Raw genomic sequence first — 16014 nt, 5'->3', positions numbered from 1 at the left:
CCTCCCGCAGGCGCGCACGCCGCTCAGCGCTGGGCCGGGACCTGAGAACGGACGAACGCGGTCAGCGCCGACGCGGTCGTCAGCGGCAGGCCGCCGGTCGGAATCGCGAAGAAGCCGGCCTTGCCCACCCGCGCGATCAGCATCCCCGGAGCCTCTTCCAGCCGGTCGACACCCGGCCAGCGGAACGTGCTCTCGGCCAGGTCGTTGGAGATCCAGGCGCCGTCCTCGTCGATCCGGTACTCGGTCGGGCGGGCGAGCTGGTCGCGAATCTTCCGCAGCACGACCCAGGTATTGAGCGCCGGGGCGACCGAGATCATGACGAGCCCCAGCAGCATCGCCATCACCCCGAAGATGACGTCGCCCAGTGCGAGCGGCACCACGCTGAGCACGATCAGCGCCACGCCCATGATGCGGATCAGACGGTACTGACCTCGCAGAAACACGTTCAGGGCGATGCGCAGCTGATCATCGGTGATCTGCGCGGAGAATGCGAAGGGCGGCATAAGCGCTGGATCCTAGTGATCCGGAGGGCCCGACGGGGTACCCCATCGACGTGCGCTCGCTGCTTGCGCCGCTGCGGGGACGCGACGTCTCCCTGCACGCGGCCGCCATCACGTTCTACGCCGCCATCGCGGTGGTGCCGGTCGCCCTGCTCGCGGTCTGGCTCACCGGGCTGGTGATCGGCGCTGACCGCGTACGAAATCTGACCGGCCGGACCATCACCGCCCTGCCGGACGCGATCGGAGCGCCGCAGGCGCTCGCCGCCCTGATCGAGGCCGGCCTGAACCTGACGCCGATGCTGGCGCTCGCCAGCCTGCTGCCGGCCACGCTCTACGGTGAGGGTCTGCGCCGGGCCTTCGTCTCGCTGCGCCGTCCCGGGGAGTCGCTGGTCGGCTGGCGCGGCCGGATCCTCTGGCTTCCGCTGCTGGCGGCCGCGCCCGCACTTCTGCTCGCCCTCTTCCTCGCGCTGCCGACCACGAGCGGACTCTGGCTGCGCGGCGGCTGGTGGTCGGTGCTCGGCGTGGTGCTCTCGTTCCTCGCCACCTGGCTGGTGCTGACCCCGGTGGTGATCTGGGTCTTCCGGTACGTCGCGCCGGGCCGGCCACCCTGGCTCTCGACGATCGTGATCGGCTCGTTCACCGCGGCGAACCTGTCCGGGTTCCTGCACGGCGCGGTGCTGTTCTGCTCGCTGCCGCTGGACCTGGGTGTGCCGTTCGGTGGCTTCGCCGAGATCGGCGCGATGGTCGCGACGCTCCTCTGGCTCTACCTGTTCCACATCGTCCTGCTGGCCGGGTTCACCGTCACGCACACCGTCAAGACGTATTTAACGGACGATTCACCGAGGGTGCCCGGCCTCTTCGCGGGGTAGTCTCGCTCGCCATGACCTCCATCCCCGATCGCGCCGATGTGGTGATCATCGGCTCCGGGCACAACGGCCTGGTCTCGGCGATTCTGCTCGCCCGCGCCGGGCTCGACGTCGTCGTGCTCGAGGCCGCCGGCGTGCTGGGCGGCGCGACCCGCACCGAACATCCCTTCGCCAAGGTTCCCGGCCTCGGCCAGTCGACCGGGTCCTACCTGCTGGGCCTGATGCCACCGGAGCTGCTGCGCACGCTCGACCTGGACATCCCGGTCCTGCGCCGCGACCCGCACTACTTCCTGCCGACGCCCGGTCCGGCCGGTTCGCCGTACCTTCTGTTCGGCCGTGACCGCGACGACACCCGGGCCCAGCTGGAGCAGTTCTTCTCGCCCCGGGACGCCGCCGCCGACGAGGCCCTCGCCGTCGAGATCGGCGCGCTTCGCGCCGATCTCGCACCGGCGTGGCTCGAAGAGCCGGCCTCCGTCGAGGAGATCGCCGACCGCCACATCCGGCCGCAGCTCCAGAGCACTTTCCTAGATCTTGTACGCGGATCCGTGGCCGACTATCTCGACCGGTTCGGCTTCAAGAGCGAACTGCTGGTCAGCATGTACGCGGTGACCGACGGCCTCTCCGGGCTGAACGCCGGGCCGGACGACCCGGGCACCGGGCACAACTTCCTGGCGCACAACATGTGCCGGCTGCCCGGCGCGGACGGCACCTGGATGATCGCCCAGGGCGGCATGGGCACCGTCTCGCGGATCTTCGCGGACGCGGCTCGGGCAGCCGGGGCGCGCCTGTACACGGACGCCCGGGTCAGCGAGGTGACCGTCGACGGCGGGGCTGCCAGCGGTGTCGTGCTCGCCGACGGGAGGAGCGTCTCGGCCCGTGTCGTTCTGGGGAGCTGTGACCCGTACGCATTGATGGGTCTTGTCCCGCAGGGTGCGCTGCCCGCGGAGCTCACCGATCGGATGGCCGCCGTGAGGCGGCCGGGAACCACGCTCAAGGTGAACCTCGCGCTGCGTGATCTGCCGGTCTTCTCGTGCCTGCCGGCCGGGGCGCCGTCGCCGTTCGGCGCGACCATCCACCTGCTGCCGGACTCCGGCTCGCCGATGGCGTCGCTGCGTGAGATGTGGGCGGACGTGCAGGCCGGGCGGCTGCCGTCGGAGCCGACGATCGAGTGGTACCTGCACACGACAGTCGATCCGTCGCTCCAGGATGACGCCGGGCATCACTCGTCGGCGCTGTTCGTGCAGTCGGTGCCGTTCGCGCCGGCGGGAAGCTCGTGGGACGCGGAAATCGACGGATATGTCCAGAAATTGCTGGCTATCTGCGACCGCTACGCGCCCGGAACCAGCGATCTCGTGGCGGACGTCATGCCGCTCACGCCGCCCGGGATCGAGAAGCGCTTCGGGATCACCGGCGGGCACATCCACCACGTCGACAACACTGTCGCGTTCGACAAGCGGATGCCGTACTTCACCGGCCTGGACGGGCTGTACGCCGGTTCCGCCGGCGCTCACCCGGCGGGCAGCGTGATCGGCGCGGCGGGCCACAACGTGGCCCGCCGCATCCTGAAGGATCTCGCTTCTTAGGAGTTCTTCGTCGCCCTGATCTTGTGGCCGACGCCGGTCAGGCATCGGCCACTGGGCAGGTCGAACTTCCAGCCGTGCAGCTGGCAGGTCAGCACGTTGCCCTCGACGATGCCGAACCGGGACAGGTCGGCTTTCAGGTGCGGGCAGCGACGCTGCACGGTCCAGTCGCCGAACTCGATGTCCTCGGCGTCGACCGACTTCTCGTGCTCGTCGTACCAGCCCTCGGCGTACTGCAGGCGCTCCTCGGAGAGGCACTTGAAGAACGCGTAGACGAACTCGTTGTACTGCCCGATCCGGGCCGCCGAGAAGCGGCAGGAGAGGAAGAGCGAGTTCACCCAGTCGCCCTCGTCGATGAAGATGAGGTGCTCGATCAGCTCACGCTGGGTCTTGAAGCGGTACCGGACCTTCTCGTCCGCGTACGGCCGGACCTGCTTGCCCGGGAAGTCGACGACGATCGACTCGATCTCCTCGCCGTCGTAGGAGACCAGGTCGAACCGGACCGGGCCGCCGACACCCTTGGCCAGGTAGATCGACTCCTCGAGCAGCGGCTCGATCCGCTTCTTCAGCTCGCCGAGCACGTCGACCTCGGGGTGCCGCCAGGACGCCTTCTCCGCCTCCAGGGCGGGGCGCTTGCGCTCGCGCATCTCCTCCAGGTGGGCGACCTTGTTGGCGAAGAACTCGTCGACCGGCGTCGGGTGCGTCGTGGACTGCGTCCGGCCGCCGTCCGAGAGCTCGGTCACGCTGCCCGGGAGCTGCACGACCGCGTTGGTGCCGCCGACCTTCGCGTACTCGGTCAGGAACACCGACTGGTCGGGGAAGATGTTGCCCTCGTCACCGTGGATGTCGTTGAACTGCCACAGCTCGTCGTCGAGGAAACACGGCGGGCCGGCGATCGGGAAGACGAAGTCCGCCTTCAGGTCGTCGATGTACCGCCAGGTGCGGTCGAACTGCCGCTCCCGCTTCTGCTTGCCGAACGCGGTCTTCGCGTTCTCCGGCAGCTCGTAGACCATCGGGTACCAGATCGCGCCGGAGAACTGCAGCATGTGCGCGTGCACGTGGCCCAGCTCGTTGAAGCGGGTCAGGTCGGACGGGCGGGCGTCGTTCTGGTTCAGCACGCGGATGCCGTCGTGCTCCACCCAGAGCGACGAGTCGCCGATCGGGCCGTCGGTCGGGCTGATCAGCGCCTGGATCATCACCTTGAGGCCACCGTCCAGCTCGTGGACCTCGTCGGACCTGGTCCGGAAGAAGCTGGTGAAGCCCAGGTCGCGCAGCTCGTCCTCAAGCTGGCTGGTCGGGTACTCCGGCAGCAGAACCGTCGCCTTCTTGCTGATGAAGCGCTTCAGATGTTCCGCGTCGAAGTGGTCGCGATGCAGGTGCGAGACGTACAGGTAGTCGACGTTTCCCAGGGTCTCCCAGTCGAGCTGCGAGTTGTCCGGGAACGGAAACCACGAGGCGAAGTACGCCGGGTTCACCCACGGATCGCACAGAATGCTGCCTGCGGCGGTGTCGATCCGCATGCTCGCGTGTCCGGTGCCGGTGATCCGCACTTGTTCGCTCCTCTGCTCAAGCGGTGTTGCCCTTTGCCGCATCGAAAGTACAGCCGGGTTGCCGGGTTCCGCCCGGCGACCCCGTGACACACTGAGATCCTCGTTATAGCTCGGTTATAGGAGGACGCCACCGTGGCTGCGGATGAACACGACGAGGTCTACGCGCCGGACCAGCTCAAGCCGGGAAACCGGAAGCGGGCCCAGAAGGGTGCGATCATCTCGGCCGCGATCATGCTGCTCTTCTTCTGGGGCAACCAGCAGGGCAACACCGAGAAGGTGTGGCTCGTCGTGATCGCCATCGGCCTGGTCGCCATCATCATCGGCGACGCGGTGCTGCGGCGGGCGGGTTTGCGCCCCAACGACCAGTAACGACTGTTCAGCAACGAAAAGAGGGGGCCGATGGCCCCCTCTTTCTCGCTGTCCGGCTCGTCGCTCAGCGGCGGCGCAGGAGGATGTCCTTCACCTCGCGCAGCGCGGCGTCGACCTCAGCCTCGAAATAACCATTCGGTACGAGGCCGAACTGCAGCATGTCGAGATCGTTCTCGTTCACCGGCATCGGGCCGCGACCGGTCATCGCCTGCAGGATGCCCTCGAAGAGCCGGTCCACCTGCATCGGGTCGTAACCGCTGCCGAAACGCCGGGGCTGGAACGTGCGGCGCATCTGGTCCACCCGGTGCAGCTCGCCGCCGGGCTCGCCGACCGGCGGGCCGAACTGCTGCTGCGGCGGGCCGAAGCCACCGGGAGGGCCGCTCATCGGCGCACCCGGCATCGGTGAACCGGGCATCGCGGCCGGCATCTGCGGAGCGCCGTACCCTCCGCGCGGGTCACGGTCCGGCATCCGGATCTCGGCCGTCATGTCGGCCTTGCCGTGCCGGCCCGGCTCGAAGCCGTCGTAGCTACCGCCCTGGTCGTAGCCCTGGGGCGGACCCTGGTCGTACCGAGGCGGCTGCTGGTCGTAACCGGGCGGCGGGCCCTGGTCGTAACCACCCTGGTCGTAGCCCTGGGGCGCCTGCGGCTGGCGCTGCGGGGGCTGCTGCTGGCCGTACCCGGTGGGCTCGTCGTAACGGCCGTAGGGGTCGGGCTGAGGCATCTGCTGGCGCTGCGGCATCTGCGGGGGCATCTGCGGCGGCAGCATCCGGTCGTCGCGCACCGGAGCGGGAAGGCGCTCGGTCGGCGGGGCCATCCGGGCCGCGGCCGGGTTCATGCCGGGGTTCATCCCCGGGTTCATCGCCGGGTTCTGCGGGCCGGGCGGAAGCTGGCCCATGCCACCGGGGCCGGGGCCGAACTGGCCCTGGCCGCCGCCCATGCCCTGGCCGCCGCCCATCCCCTGGGGGGCACCCATCATGCCGGGCGGGGGACCCTGAGGCGCCTGAGGGACCGCTGAGAGGCCGCCACGCATCGAATCGCGCATGGGGTCGGGGGCCGGACGGCCGCCGCGCTCCTCGAACTCGGCGAGCTGGCGCTCGACGCGGTCCAGGTGGAGGTCGACCTGCCACTCGTCGTAACCGCCGAAGCGCACCCGGAAGACGACGTCGTGCACCTCTTGCGCACCGACCGGCGGGCCGACCTGCTCACCGGCCAGGGTCGCCTCGACCCGGTCCAGGAACGCGTCGACCTCGTCGACCTTGTAACCACGCCGTAGCGCACGCCGCCGGAAACGCTGCCCCTGACTCGTCACAACGTCTCCCACTTCGTTTGCTGGGACCTGCGCCCAGTCACTGTGCCACCTCCGCGTCGGCTGCGGCGCCCCCTGCGCTCGCTTGCGTCAGCTCGCCCGCGGCCAATTGGCCGCATGCGCCGTCGATCTCCTGCCCCCTGGTGTCGCGAACAGTGGTCGACACACCGGCCTCTCGGAGCCGGCGGACGAACTCGCGCTCGACCGGTTTGGGGCTTGCATCCCACTTGCTCCCCGGGGTCGGGTTGAGCGGGATGAGATTCACATGGGCCAGCTTGCCGCTCAGAAGCTTGCCGAGCAGGTCGGCACGCCAGGGCTGATCGTTTACGTCCCTGATCAGGGCGTATTCGATGGAGACCCGGCGGCCGGTCTGAGCCACGTAATCAAACGCGGCATCAAGTACCTCGGCCACCTTCCAACGCTGGTTGACGGGCACAAGCTCATCGCGCAGATCATCATCGGGGGCGTGCAGTGACAACGCAAGAGTCACCGAGAGCTGTTCGGCCACCAACCGGCGCATTGCGGGCACCAAACCCACCGTGGACACCGTGATGTGCCGTTGTGACAGCCCCAGACCCTCCGGAGCCGGCGAGGTGAGGCGGCGCACCGCCTCGATCACCCGGGGGTAGTTGGCCAGCGGCTCACCCATCCCCATGAAGACCACGCGGGACAGCCGGGGCGGCGATCCGGTGACCGCGCCCGAGGCCGCGACGCCGGCCAGATAGACCACCTGGTCGACGATCTCGGCCACCGAGAGGTTGCGGGTGAGGCCCTGCTGGCCGGTCGCGCAGAACGGGCACGCCATGCCACAGCCGGCCTGGCTGGAGACACAGGCCGTCACGCGGTCGGGGTAACCCATCAGGACGCTCTCCACCAGAGCGCCGTCATGCAGCCGCCACAACGTCTTGCGGGTCGCGCCGTCGTCACAGGCCTGCTCCCGGAGCGGGGTCAGCAGCTGCGGGAAGAGCTCGGCGGTGAGCCGGTCGCGGGACGCCGCCGGCAGATCGGTCATCGCCGAGGCGTCACGCACCAGGCGGCCGAAATAGTGGGTGGAGAGCTGCTTCGCACGGAAGGCTGGCTCGCCGAGGCTCGCGACGACGCTCTTGCGTGTGGCGAGGTCCATGTCGGCGAGGTGCTTCGGCGGCATGCTGGGGCGACGACGGGTGATCACCGCGTCGGGCTGGTCTGGACTGATCGGGATGACCGGAAGAATCGTCATGGCGTATCCAGTCTCCCACGCCCGTCGAATCGGTCAGCCATAGCTTGTTCGGCAGGCACCGGGTCAGCTCGGGATGATGATCGCGAAGAGCAGGTAAGCCGTCGGGACAGCGAACAGGATCGAGTCCAGCCGGTCCATCAGGCCGCCGTGCCCCGGCAGGAGGTTGCTCATGTCCTTGATCCCGAGGTCCCGCTTGAGCATCGACTCCGCGAGGTCGCCCATGACGGCCACCACCGAGATCACCGCGCCGAACAGCAGGCCCCAGTAGACCGGAACGTCGAGCAGGAAGAAGAGCAGAGCGCCGCTGCCGATCGCGGCGGCCGTCAGCGAGCCGGCGAAACCCTCCCACGACTTCTTCGGGCTGATCTTCGGCGCCATCGGGTGCTGGCCGAGGAAGACACCGGCCGCATAACCACCGGTGTCCGAGAGCACCACAGCCACCAGGGTGCAGATCACCCGCCACGCGCCGTCGTCCGGGTACACCAGCATCGCCGCGAAGCTCAGCAGGAACGGCCCGTAGACCGCGGTCAGCACGGTGGCGGTGAAGTCACGGCGGACCGCGGCGAGGCCGTCGGCGAGACGCCAGAGCACGGCCGCGCCGATCGTCACGAGCAGGCCGAGGACCAGGGCGTCCGGTCCGCCGTACCAAGCGAGGCCGGTCATCAGGGCGGAGCCGCCGACCAACGGGATCAGCGGGACCCGGCTGCCGGCCGCGGTGAGCGCCTTGGACATCTCCCAGACGCCGATGCCGGATGCCGCGACCAGGACCGCCAGCAGCGCACGCCGCTCGATCAGCAACGAGGCCAGGACGACGACGCCGAGGCTCAGCCCGACTCCGATGGCGGCCGGGAGGTTGCGCCCGGCGCGGCTCTTGCCCTTGCTCTGGCTCCGGCTGGCACGGCGGCGGCCCTTGGCGCCTTTCGGCGTGGGCACGTCCGTTCCCAGCTCGGTGACCGGGGAGTCCGCGTCGGGGTTCTCCGGCCAGGCCGGAGCGGGGGTGTCATAGAAATAGGGCGCCGGCACGTTGGTGTCGTCGCCCGGCGGACGGCCGGCACGCGGATCGAGGTAGGACATCAGAGTTCGAGCAGCCCCGTCGTGTGCGAAATCAAAGCCATCCCCTACGTGCCGTCGCCTGTTGTTCTCCCCCCGGACAGGAGTCGGCCCCGAGCCTACTGCACAGCAAAAGGGTTAACAGCGGGCCTGAGCGGTGGTTTGTTCCGTACATACGAAAGCCCGGCCTCGGCACAAAGGCACAAGACCGGGCAGACGTACGGACTTCGTATCAGACCTCGAGCAGCTCGGCTTCCTTGTGCTTGAGGAGCTCGTCGATGACGCCGACGTACTTGTGCGTCAGGTCGTCCAGCTCCTTCTCGGCACGACGGCCCTCGTCCTCGCCCGCCTCGCCGTCCTTGACCAGCTTGTCCAGCTGGTCCTTGGCCTTGCGGCGGACGTTGCGGATTGCGATCCGGCCGTCCTCGGCCTTGCCCCGCGCCACCTTGATCATCTCGCGGCGCCGCTCCTCCGTCATCTGCGGGAGGTGGATGCGCAGCTGCGTACCCTCGTTGTTCGGGTTCACGCCGAGGTCGGAGTCGCGGATCGCCCGTTCGATCGGGCCCAGCTGCGACGCGTCGTACGGCTTGACGATGACCATGCGTGGCTCCGGCACACCGACCGACGCCATCTGGGTGACCGGCGTGGGCGCGCCGTAGTAGTCCACCAGGATCTTGGAGAACATAGCCGGGGTTGCCCGGCCGGTACGGATGGCGGCGAACTCCTCCTTGGCGTGTTCGACCGCGCTGTCCATCTTCTCCTCGGCCTCGAAGAGGGTTTCCTCGATCACCGGCTCTTCTCGCCTCCTCGCTGTCTTCGGTGGTGCGGGATGTGGGGACGTGGACGCGCGATCACGCGGTGATGAGGGTGCCGATCTTCTCGCCCGCGCACGCGCGCACGATGGTGTCGTCGCCCTCCGCGCCGAAGACCAGCATCGGCAGCTTGTTCTCCTCGCAGAGGCTGAAGGCCGCCTGGTCGGCGACCCGCAGACCACGCTGGAGAAGCTCCTGGAAGGTGATGTTGTCCAGCTTCTGAGCGGTCGGGTCGACCCGCGGGTCGGCGGTGTAGACACCGTCGACGCCGTTCTTGCTCATCAGCACCATGTCGGCGTGGATCTCCAGCGCGCGCTGGGCGGTCACCGTGTCGGTGGAGAAGTACGGCATGCCCGCGCCGGCGCCGAAGATGACAACCCGGCCCTTCTCCAGGTGCCGGATCGCCCGCAGCGGGATGTACGGCTCGGCGACCTGGGCCATCGTGATCGCGGTCTGCACCCGCGTCTCGATGCCCTCCTTCTCCAGGAAGTCCTGGAGCGCCAGGCAGTTCATCACCGTGCCCAGCATGCCCATGTAGTCGGCGCGGTTCCGGTCCATGCCGCGCTTCTGCAGCTCGGCGCCGCGGAAGAAGTTGCCGCCACCGACCACCACGGCGACCTGGATGCCGCGCTGATTGACGGTTGCGATCTGCCGGGCCAGCGCCTGTACGACGTCGGGGTCGACGCCGACCGCACCGCCGCCGAACACCTCGCCGGAGAGCTTGAGGACAACCCGCCTCGGCCGCATGGTCGGCGGGTTCTGACCGTCGACCGTGGCGGACTGGTCGGTCACCATCGTCATGGAACCCGCCTTCCTTTCAGTTTCTGCAAGAGACCTTATGCGACGGGGAGGCCGGTCGCAGAATCGCGTACCCGACCTCCCGGCGTCACTGCTTTTGTTGCCTTACTCCTGGCCTACCTCGTACCGGACGAACCGGGTGACCTGGATGCCGGCCTCGTCGAGGATCTTCTTGACGGTCTTCTTGTTGTCGACGACCGACGCCTGCTCGAGGAGGACGAAGTCCTTGAAGAAGGAGTTCACCCGGCCCTCGATGATCTTCGGCAGAGCCTGCTCCGGCTTGCCCTCCTCGCGAGCGGTCTGCTCGGCGACGCGACGCTCGGTCTCGACCGTCTCGGCCGGAACCTCGTCACGGGAGAGGAACTTCGGGCGCATCGCGGCGATCTGCATGCCGACGCCACGGGCGTCCGCGTCCGCGGCCTCGTCGTCCTTGCCGGTGTACTCGACAAGCACGCCGACCTGCGGCGGGAGGTCCTGCGCCTTGCGGTGCAGGTAGATCGCGACGGTGCCGTCGAGGATCGTGAAGCGGTTCACGACGATCTTCTCGCCGATCTTCGCCGCGTACTCCTGGATGGTGTCGGCAACGGTCTTGCCGTTCAGCTCGGCGGCGAGCAGGCCGGCGGCGTCCGCGACCTTGTTCTCCTCGCCGAGCTTGACCAGGCTGTCGCCGAGGGCGACGAAGTCGGGGGTCTTGGCGACGAAGTCGGTCTCACAGTTCAGCTCGAGCAGAGCCTTGCCGGAGTGCGCGACGATGCCGTTGGCCGCGGTGCGGCCGGCACGCTTGCCGACGTCCTTGGCACCCTTGATGCGCAGGAACTCGACGGCCTTGTCGAAGTCGCCGTCCGCCTCGTCCAGCGCCTTCTTGCAGTCCATCATGCCGGCACCGGTGAGGTCGCGGAGCTTCTTGACGTCCGCGGCGGTGAAGTTAGCCATGACTCTTCTCTCGATGTCAGTTCGGGACTCGGCCGCCGCCGCGAGGAGCAGCGGCGGCCGAAACGCACCTGGGACTTCGGGCCGAAATTACTCGGCCGCGACCGGCTCGGCCTTCTTCTCAGCCTCAGCGGCGGGAGCCTCGGCAGCCGGCGCCTCGGCGGCGGGCGCCTCAGCAGCGGGAGCCTCGGCCGCGGGGGCCTCAGCAGCCGGGGCCTCGGCGGCAGCGGCGGCGGGGGCCTCGGCCGGAACCTCAGCGGCCTTCTTCTCGGCGCCCTCGTAGAGGTCGCGCTCCCACTCGGGGAGCGGCTCGCCGGCGGCGACGGTGCCCGCCTCGGGCTTCTCGTCGGCGTTGCCGCGGTGACGGCCGGAACGCGCGATCAGACCGTCGGCGACCGCAGCGGCGATGACCCGGGTCAGCAGCTCGGCCGAGCGGATGGCGTCGTCGTTACCCGGGATCGGGAAGTCGACCTCGTCGGGGTCACAGTTGGTGTCCAGCACCGCGATGACCGGGATGCCCAGCTTGCGGGCCTCGTCGACGGCGATGTGCTCCTTCTTCGTGTCCACGACCCAGATCGCCGACGGCGTCTTGGTCATGTCACGCAGACCACCGAGGGTCTTGGTGAGCTTGGTCTTCTCGCGGTAAAGCTGAAGGGTTTCCTTCTTGGTGTAACCAGCGGCGGTGCCGGTCAGGTCGCCGAGACCCTCCAGCTCCTTCATCCGCTGGAGACGCTTGTACACCGTCTGGAAGTTGGTCAGCATGCCGCCGAGCCAGCGGTGGTTCACGTACGGCTGGCCGACCCGCGTCGCCTGCTCGGCGATGGCCTCCTGCGCCTGCTTCTTGGTACCGACGAAGAGGATGGTGCCACCCTCGGCGACGGTGGTCCGCACGTACGCGTACGCCTTCTCGATGTAGTCGAGGGTCTGGCGCAGGTCGATGATGTAGATACCGTTGCGCTCGGTGAAGATGAAGCGCTTCATCTTCGGGTTCCAGCGGCGGGTCTGGTGCCCGAAGTGGACACCGCTTTCCAGCAGCTGGCGCATGGTCACTACGGCCATGGTGAGTTACTCCCTGGTCTTCCCTGGTTGTCACGCTCACCGGCGGTGGGCGTCCTGGCGCCCGGTCGGCGGCCACAGTCGGACCCGACAAGATCGGGACCAGGGAGGGCCGTCGCCGACGATCACCGTCGCTGGGTGGACCAGCGAACGAAACGGTCGGAGGGCGCGCGAGGTCGACCGCACGAGGCGGTCGCCGTCGTCAAGCATACGCCAACCGGCGCGGCGGCCCGGGCGGCCCCGGGTCAGGCCTGCGGAACCGAGTCGAAAGTCACTGTGCGTAACGCCCGCCCGGTACCACATCGGGCGAGCGCGCAGGCGTTATCCACAATTCCGGCCCGTCCACAGGGTCCCGCGCGGCGCCCTCGGAACCCTGCCACGGTGCCGCCTCATGACGACACAGCGGAAAGCGATCGGCGCCTACGGCGAACGGCTCGCGGCCCGGCACCTCCAGGAGAGCGGCCTCGTGCTGCTGGACCGCAACTGGCGCTGCGCGGACGGCGAGGTCGACCTGATCCTGCGCGACGGCGACGACGTGGTCTTCTGCGAGGTGAAGACCCGGCGGACGGCGACCTTCGGTCCGCCATCCGCGGCCGTCGGCCAGCGGAAGGTGCGCAAGCTGCGGCTTCTCGCCGCGCGATGGCTCGAAGAGACCAGGGTACGCCCGAAGCAGGTGCGCTTCGACGTGGTCGAAGTCTTCCCGCAGCCGCGCGGCGCCACCCGTGTCGTGCACATCAGGGCGGCGTTCTGATGAGTTACGCACGGGTGCTCTGCGCCGGCCTGGTCGGCGTGACCGGCCACCTGGTCGAGGTGGAGGCGGACCTCTCACAGGGCCTGCCCGCCCTGGTGCTCACCGGCCTGCCGGACACCGCGCTGCACGAGGCCCGCGACCGGGTACGCGCAGCCGTGGTCAACTCCGGGCGAGAGTGGCCGAACCGCCGGATGACCGTGAACCTGCTACCGGCCGGCCTACCCAAACATGGCAGCGGTTTTGACTTGGCGATAGCCGCGGCGCTGATGGCCGGCGCCGGCGACCTGCCGACCGAGCGGCTGAACGGGGTGGCCCTGCTCGGCGAGCTGGGCCTGGACGGCACGGTCCGCCCGGTCCGCGGGGTCCTGCCGATGGTCGCGGCCGCCGTCCGGGCCGGCGTCACCCGGGTCATCGTGCCGCTGGACAACGCCCACGAGGCCTCGGTGATCCCCGGCGTCACGGTCCGAGCCGTCGACTCCCTGCGCCGCCTCGTCGAATTCGTCCAGGGCGACGCCCCCCTGCTGGAACCACCACCCGCGCCGGCGAAGGCGTCGGGTCCCCAACCGGACCTGGCCGATGTCTCCGGACAGAAGACCGCGCGCTATGCCTTGGAGGTGGCCGCCGCCGGTGGTCATCATCTGATGCTGGTCGGACCGCCCGGCGCGGGGAAGACGATGCTCGCCGAACGCCTCCCCTCGATCCTCCCGGAGCTCGACGACGACGCGGCTCTCGAGGTCACCGCTCTGCAGTCGATCGCCGGGATGCTGCCTCCAGGAGCCGGTCTGGTCCGCCGCCCGCCGTTCCAGGCTCCGCACCACAGCGCCGGACGTGCCGCTCTGATCGGCGGTGGCCAAGGCCTGGCCCGTCCGGGTGCCATGTCACTGGCTCATCGGGGCGTCCTCTTCCTCGACGAGATTCCGGAGATGCCCCGCAGTTCGCTCCAGGCGCTGCGTCAGCCGCTGGAGAGCGGGCGGGTGGTGCTGGCCCGGGTCCGAGGCACGACCGAATACCCGGCAATGGTCCAGCTCGTGGCCGCCGCGAACCCTTGCCCCTGCGCCACCGCCTCCGGCGACCAGTACTGCGTCTGCCCGCCTCTGGTGCGGCGACGCTATCTGGAAAGACTCTCCGGTCCGCTGATGGACAGAATCGACATCAATGTCACGGTGCGGCCGTTGCGTGCCGCGCAGCTGACCGATCTATCGGTTCCGGCGGAGTCTTCAGCCACCGTCGGTGCGAGGGTGGCCGGCGCACGCGAAGCCGCTCGGGCCCGCTGGTCCGATGCCGGATGGCGGCACAACAGCGAGGTGCCCGGCCCCACACTGCGACGACGTCCCTGGGGACTCCCTCCCCCGGACACCGTTCTGCTGCGCCGAGCCCTGGATCAGGGCGTTCTCTCCGCGCGAGGTTTCGATCGAGTCCTGCGGATCGCCTGGACCATCGCTGATCTGGACGGCCGGGACCGGCCACGGGAGGGCGACATCGCCGAGGCATTCCAGCTGCGGATGGGTGAGGAACCCGACCTGAACGGAGATCGCGATGACCAGCCCTGATCAGTTGGACCGGGTGGCTCGGGTGGCTTTGACGTGGTTGTTCGAGCCGGGGCATCGGGCGGTCTGGACCCTGGTCCAGGAGGTGGGTGCGGCAGAAACGCTGGACCGGCTGCTCGGCGGGGACGTGCCGGACCATCGGCTGCGGGCCGCCGTGGCCGCGCGGAACGCGATCACCGACGCCCGGCGGTTCGCCGAGACCGCGCTGGACCGGGGTGAGCGGCTCGGCGCCCGGCTCGTGGTGCCGGCCGACTCCGAGTGGCCGGTCCGGGTGGACGAGCTCGCCCGGCTGCGGCTGAGCACCACCGGACGGATCAATCAGGACACCCGGCCTCCGCTCTGCTTCTGGGTACGCGGCGCGCACCCACTGGGTCCGGCCATGGACCGCTCGGTGGCGATCGTCGGGGCCCGCGCGGCGACGAGTTACGGCACCCACGTCGCGAGCGACATGGCGTACGCGCTGGCCGAGAAGGGCTGGACCGTCGTGTCGGGCGGCGCCTTCGGAATCGACGCGGCGGCGCATCGGGGTGCGCTGGCGGCCGGTGGGCGTACCGTCTCGGTCCTTGCCTGTGGGGTTGAACGTCCTTATCCGCAGGGGAACGCGGCGTTGTTCGAGCGGATCGCCGAGACCGGCCTGATCGTCAGCGAGTGGCCGATCGGCGCCGAGCCGCTGCGGCACCGGTTCCTGGTCCGCAATCGGGTCATCGCGGCCGCGACCGCCGGGACCGTCGTGGTGGAGGCGGCCGCCCGCAGTGGCGCCACCCAGACGATGAGCCGGGTGCTCGCCCTGAGCCGGCCGGCCATGGTGGTGCCCGGCCCGGTGACCTCGGCGATGTCGGTCGGCTGTCACGCGATCCTGCGCGGCAACCCGTACGCGAGGCTGGTCACGTCCGCCGACGAGGTGCTGGAGGAGGTCGGACGGCTCGGTGAGTACCTGACCGAGCCGCCGCGTGGGCCGGACCACGCGCGGGACGCTCTGGACGAGGAGTCGGCGCTCATCCTGGAGGCACTGCCCCGGCGGGGTGCGTCCAGTCCGGAGGAGCTCGCGGCGGCCGCCGGGTTGGACGTGCGAACCGTACTTCGACGGTTGTCTTACCTGGAACTGGCCGGACTCGTGGTCAGGAAGGGCGACGGAGTGGCGTTCAGACTAGACAGCTGTTGAGTCCCTGCACGGGTGATTCTTCACCGCTGATCAAGCGTCCGAATCGCACGGTTACGACCGGCCTGCCCGCCGCGCACGGTCCCATTCCGACCGTACGCCGACGCGGGTGGCCGGTGCGTTCCGACGCCGAGAAAATCCGGCGTGAGGCGGGTCAGTCCTCGGAGTCGTCGATGTCTCGGCGATGGACCTTCATCCATGCTTCTACGTCCTCGGTCAGCCAAACCTTGCCCTGAGCAAGGTCTGCGGCCGGCTTCGGAAAGTCCGCGCGACTCGTGATCTGGTAGGCCCGCTGACGGCTTACCCCGCCCAGCCGGATGCGGATCTCGTGTGCGCCCATGAGGCGGATCGGCTTCACTCCCACATGATCGACCGCAGGCGTGAGACTATTAGTCGAAGTCCAACTTGTTATGGGACAGCTAGGCGTCGGGCAAGTACTTTTCCTTCATGCCTAGACGCTTCACGCCTGTGGATCCGGTGCCGACTTCTCCCCGGCACCGCCGCGATTGGCGCACGTTCTG

Annotated in this window: 16 protein-coding genes; 6 read left to right on the top strand and 10 right to left on the bottom strand. The window is 69.1% G+C overall.

The window, feature by feature from the left end:
* Window positions 1-23 precede the first annotated feature (23 nt).
* Complete coding sequence (locus B0I29_RS24355; protein WP_111651385.1) at window positions 24-503, bottom strand: YcxB family protein; 480 nt, start codon at window positions 501-503, stop codon at window positions 24-26.
* Window positions 504-553: 50 nt separating this feature from the next.
* Between B0I29_RS24355 and B0I29_RS24350 the strand changes: the two genes are divergently transcribed.
* Together B0I29_RS24350 and B0I29_RS24345 are read left to right on the top strand one after the other, a co-directional pair.
* The gene (locus B0I29_RS24350; protein ID WP_111651384.1) at window positions 554-1369 is read left to right on the top strand and encodes a YhjD/YihY/BrkB family envelope integrity protein; all 816 of its coding nucleotides are present in this window, start codon (window positions 554-556) and stop codon (window positions 1367-1369) included.
* Between the two features lie 11 nt (window positions 1370-1380).
* Window positions 1381-2949: a phytoene desaturase family protein gene (locus B0I29_RS24345; RefSeq protein ID WP_111651383.1), complete on the top strand. Its 1569-nt coding sequence runs from the start codon at window positions 1381-1383 to the stop codon at window positions 2947-2949.
* On the opposite strand, the gene B0I29_RS24340 is transcribed toward B0I29_RS24345, so the two are convergent.
* Complete coding sequence (locus B0I29_RS24340) at window positions 2946-4496, bottom strand: Rieske 2Fe-2S domain-containing protein (protein WP_111651382.1); 1551 nt, start codon at window positions 4494-4496, stop codon at window positions 2946-2948. The two genes, B0I29_RS24345 and B0I29_RS24340, sit on opposite strands and share 4 nt — an antisense overlap.
* 132 nt (window positions 4497-4628) lie before the next feature.
* Between B0I29_RS24340 and B0I29_RS24335 the strand changes: the two genes are divergently transcribed.
* Window positions 4629-4865: a DUF2631 domain-containing protein gene (locus B0I29_RS24335; protein WP_111651381.1), complete on the top strand. Its 237-nt coding sequence runs from the start codon at window positions 4629-4631 to the stop codon at window positions 4863-4865.
* A gap of 64 nt (window positions 4866-4929) precedes the next feature.
* Here B0I29_RS24335 and B0I29_RS24330 read toward each other — a convergent pair whose 3' ends face one another.
* The 7 genes from B0I29_RS24330 to rpsB all read right to left on the bottom strand — a co-directional run bounded on the left by B0I29_RS24330 (window position 4930) and on the right by rpsB (window position 12039).
* Window positions 4930-6174 carry a DivIVA domain-containing protein gene (locus B0I29_RS24330; protein WP_111651380.1) on the bottom strand — a complete coding sequence of 415 codons (1245 nt, stop codon included), beginning with the start codon at window positions 6172-6174 and terminating at the stop codon, window positions 4930-4932.
* A 37-nt stretch (window positions 6175-6211) separates the two neighbouring features.
* Complete coding sequence (rlmN, locus tag B0I29_RS24325; RefSeq protein WP_111651379.1) at window positions 6212-7390, bottom strand: dual-specificity RNA methyltransferase RlmN; 1179 nt, start codon at window positions 7388-7390, stop codon at window positions 6212-6214.
* 63 nt (window positions 7391-7453) lie between these two features.
* On the bottom strand, window positions 7454-8464 hold the full coding sequence (locus B0I29_RS24320) for a phosphatidate cytidylyltransferase (protein WP_111651378.1): 1011 nt from the start codon (window positions 8462-8464) through the stop codon (window positions 7454-7456).
* Between the two features lie 208 nt (window positions 8465-8672).
* Window positions 8673-9230 (bottom strand): ribosome recycling factor, encoded by a 558-nt coding sequence (gene frr, locus B0I29_RS24315; RefSeq protein ID WP_111651377.1) that lies wholly within the window; start codon window positions 9228-9230, stop codon window positions 8673-8675.
* 61 nt (window positions 9231-9291) lie between these two features.
* A complete protein-coding gene (gene pyrH / locus B0I29_RS24310; RefSeq protein ID WP_111651376.1) occupies window positions 9292-10053 on the bottom strand; it encodes a UMP kinase in 762 nt (253 codons plus the stop codon).
* A gap of 102 nt (window positions 10054-10155) precedes the next feature.
* On the bottom strand, window positions 10156-10983 hold the full coding sequence (gene tsf, locus B0I29_RS24305) for a translation elongation factor Ts (protein WP_111651375.1): 828 nt from the start codon (window positions 10981-10983) through the stop codon (window positions 10156-10158).
* 87 nt (window positions 10984-11070) lie between these two features.
* Window positions 11071-12039: a 30S ribosomal protein S2 gene (gene rpsB / locus B0I29_RS24300; RefSeq protein WP_111651374.1), complete on the bottom strand. Its 969-nt coding sequence runs from the start codon at window positions 12037-12039 to the stop codon at window positions 11071-11073.
* Between the two features lie 388 nt (window positions 12040-12427).
* On the opposite strand from rpsB, the gene B0I29_RS24295 reads away from it, so the two are divergent.
* From B0I29_RS24295 to B0I29_RS24285, 3 genes are read left to right on the top strand one after another with little or no spacing between them, the layout of a single operon-like run.
* Entirely contained in the window at window positions 12428-12787 is a 360-nt protein-coding gene (locus B0I29_RS24295) for a YraN family protein (RefSeq protein WP_111651373.1), read from the top strand.
* A complete protein-coding gene (locus tag B0I29_RS24290) occupies window positions 12787-14337 on the top strand; it encodes a YifB family Mg chelatase-like AAA ATPase (RefSeq protein WP_111651372.1) in 1551 nt (516 codons plus the stop codon). Before B0I29_RS24295 ends, B0I29_RS24290 begins: the two co-directional genes overlap by 1 nt.
* Window positions 14324-15496: a DNA-processing protein DprA gene (locus tag B0I29_RS24285; RefSeq protein WP_111651371.1), complete on the top strand. Its 1173-nt coding sequence runs from the start codon at window positions 14324-14326 to the stop codon at window positions 15494-15496. Before B0I29_RS24290 ends, B0I29_RS24285 begins: the two co-directional genes overlap by 14 nt.
* Window positions 15497-15647: 151 nt before the next feature.
* Here B0I29_RS24285 and B0I29_RS24280 read toward each other — a convergent pair whose 3' ends face one another.
* Window positions 15648-15833: a DNA-binding protein gene (locus B0I29_RS24280; RefSeq protein ID WP_111651593.1), complete on the bottom strand. Its 186-nt coding sequence runs from the start codon at window positions 15831-15833 to the stop codon at window positions 15648-15650.
* Between the last annotated feature and the right edge of the window lie 181 nt (window positions 15834-16014).

The sequence above is a fragment of the Actinoplanes lutulentus genome (assembly GCF_003259845.1).
Taxonomy (GTDB): Bacteria; Actinomycetota; Actinomycetes; order Mycobacteriales; family Micromonosporaceae; genus Actinoplanes; species Actinoplanes lutulentus.
The sequence above is the reverse complement of the archived record's forward strand: the minus strand, read 5'-3'. Positions and strand labels throughout refer to the sequence as shown.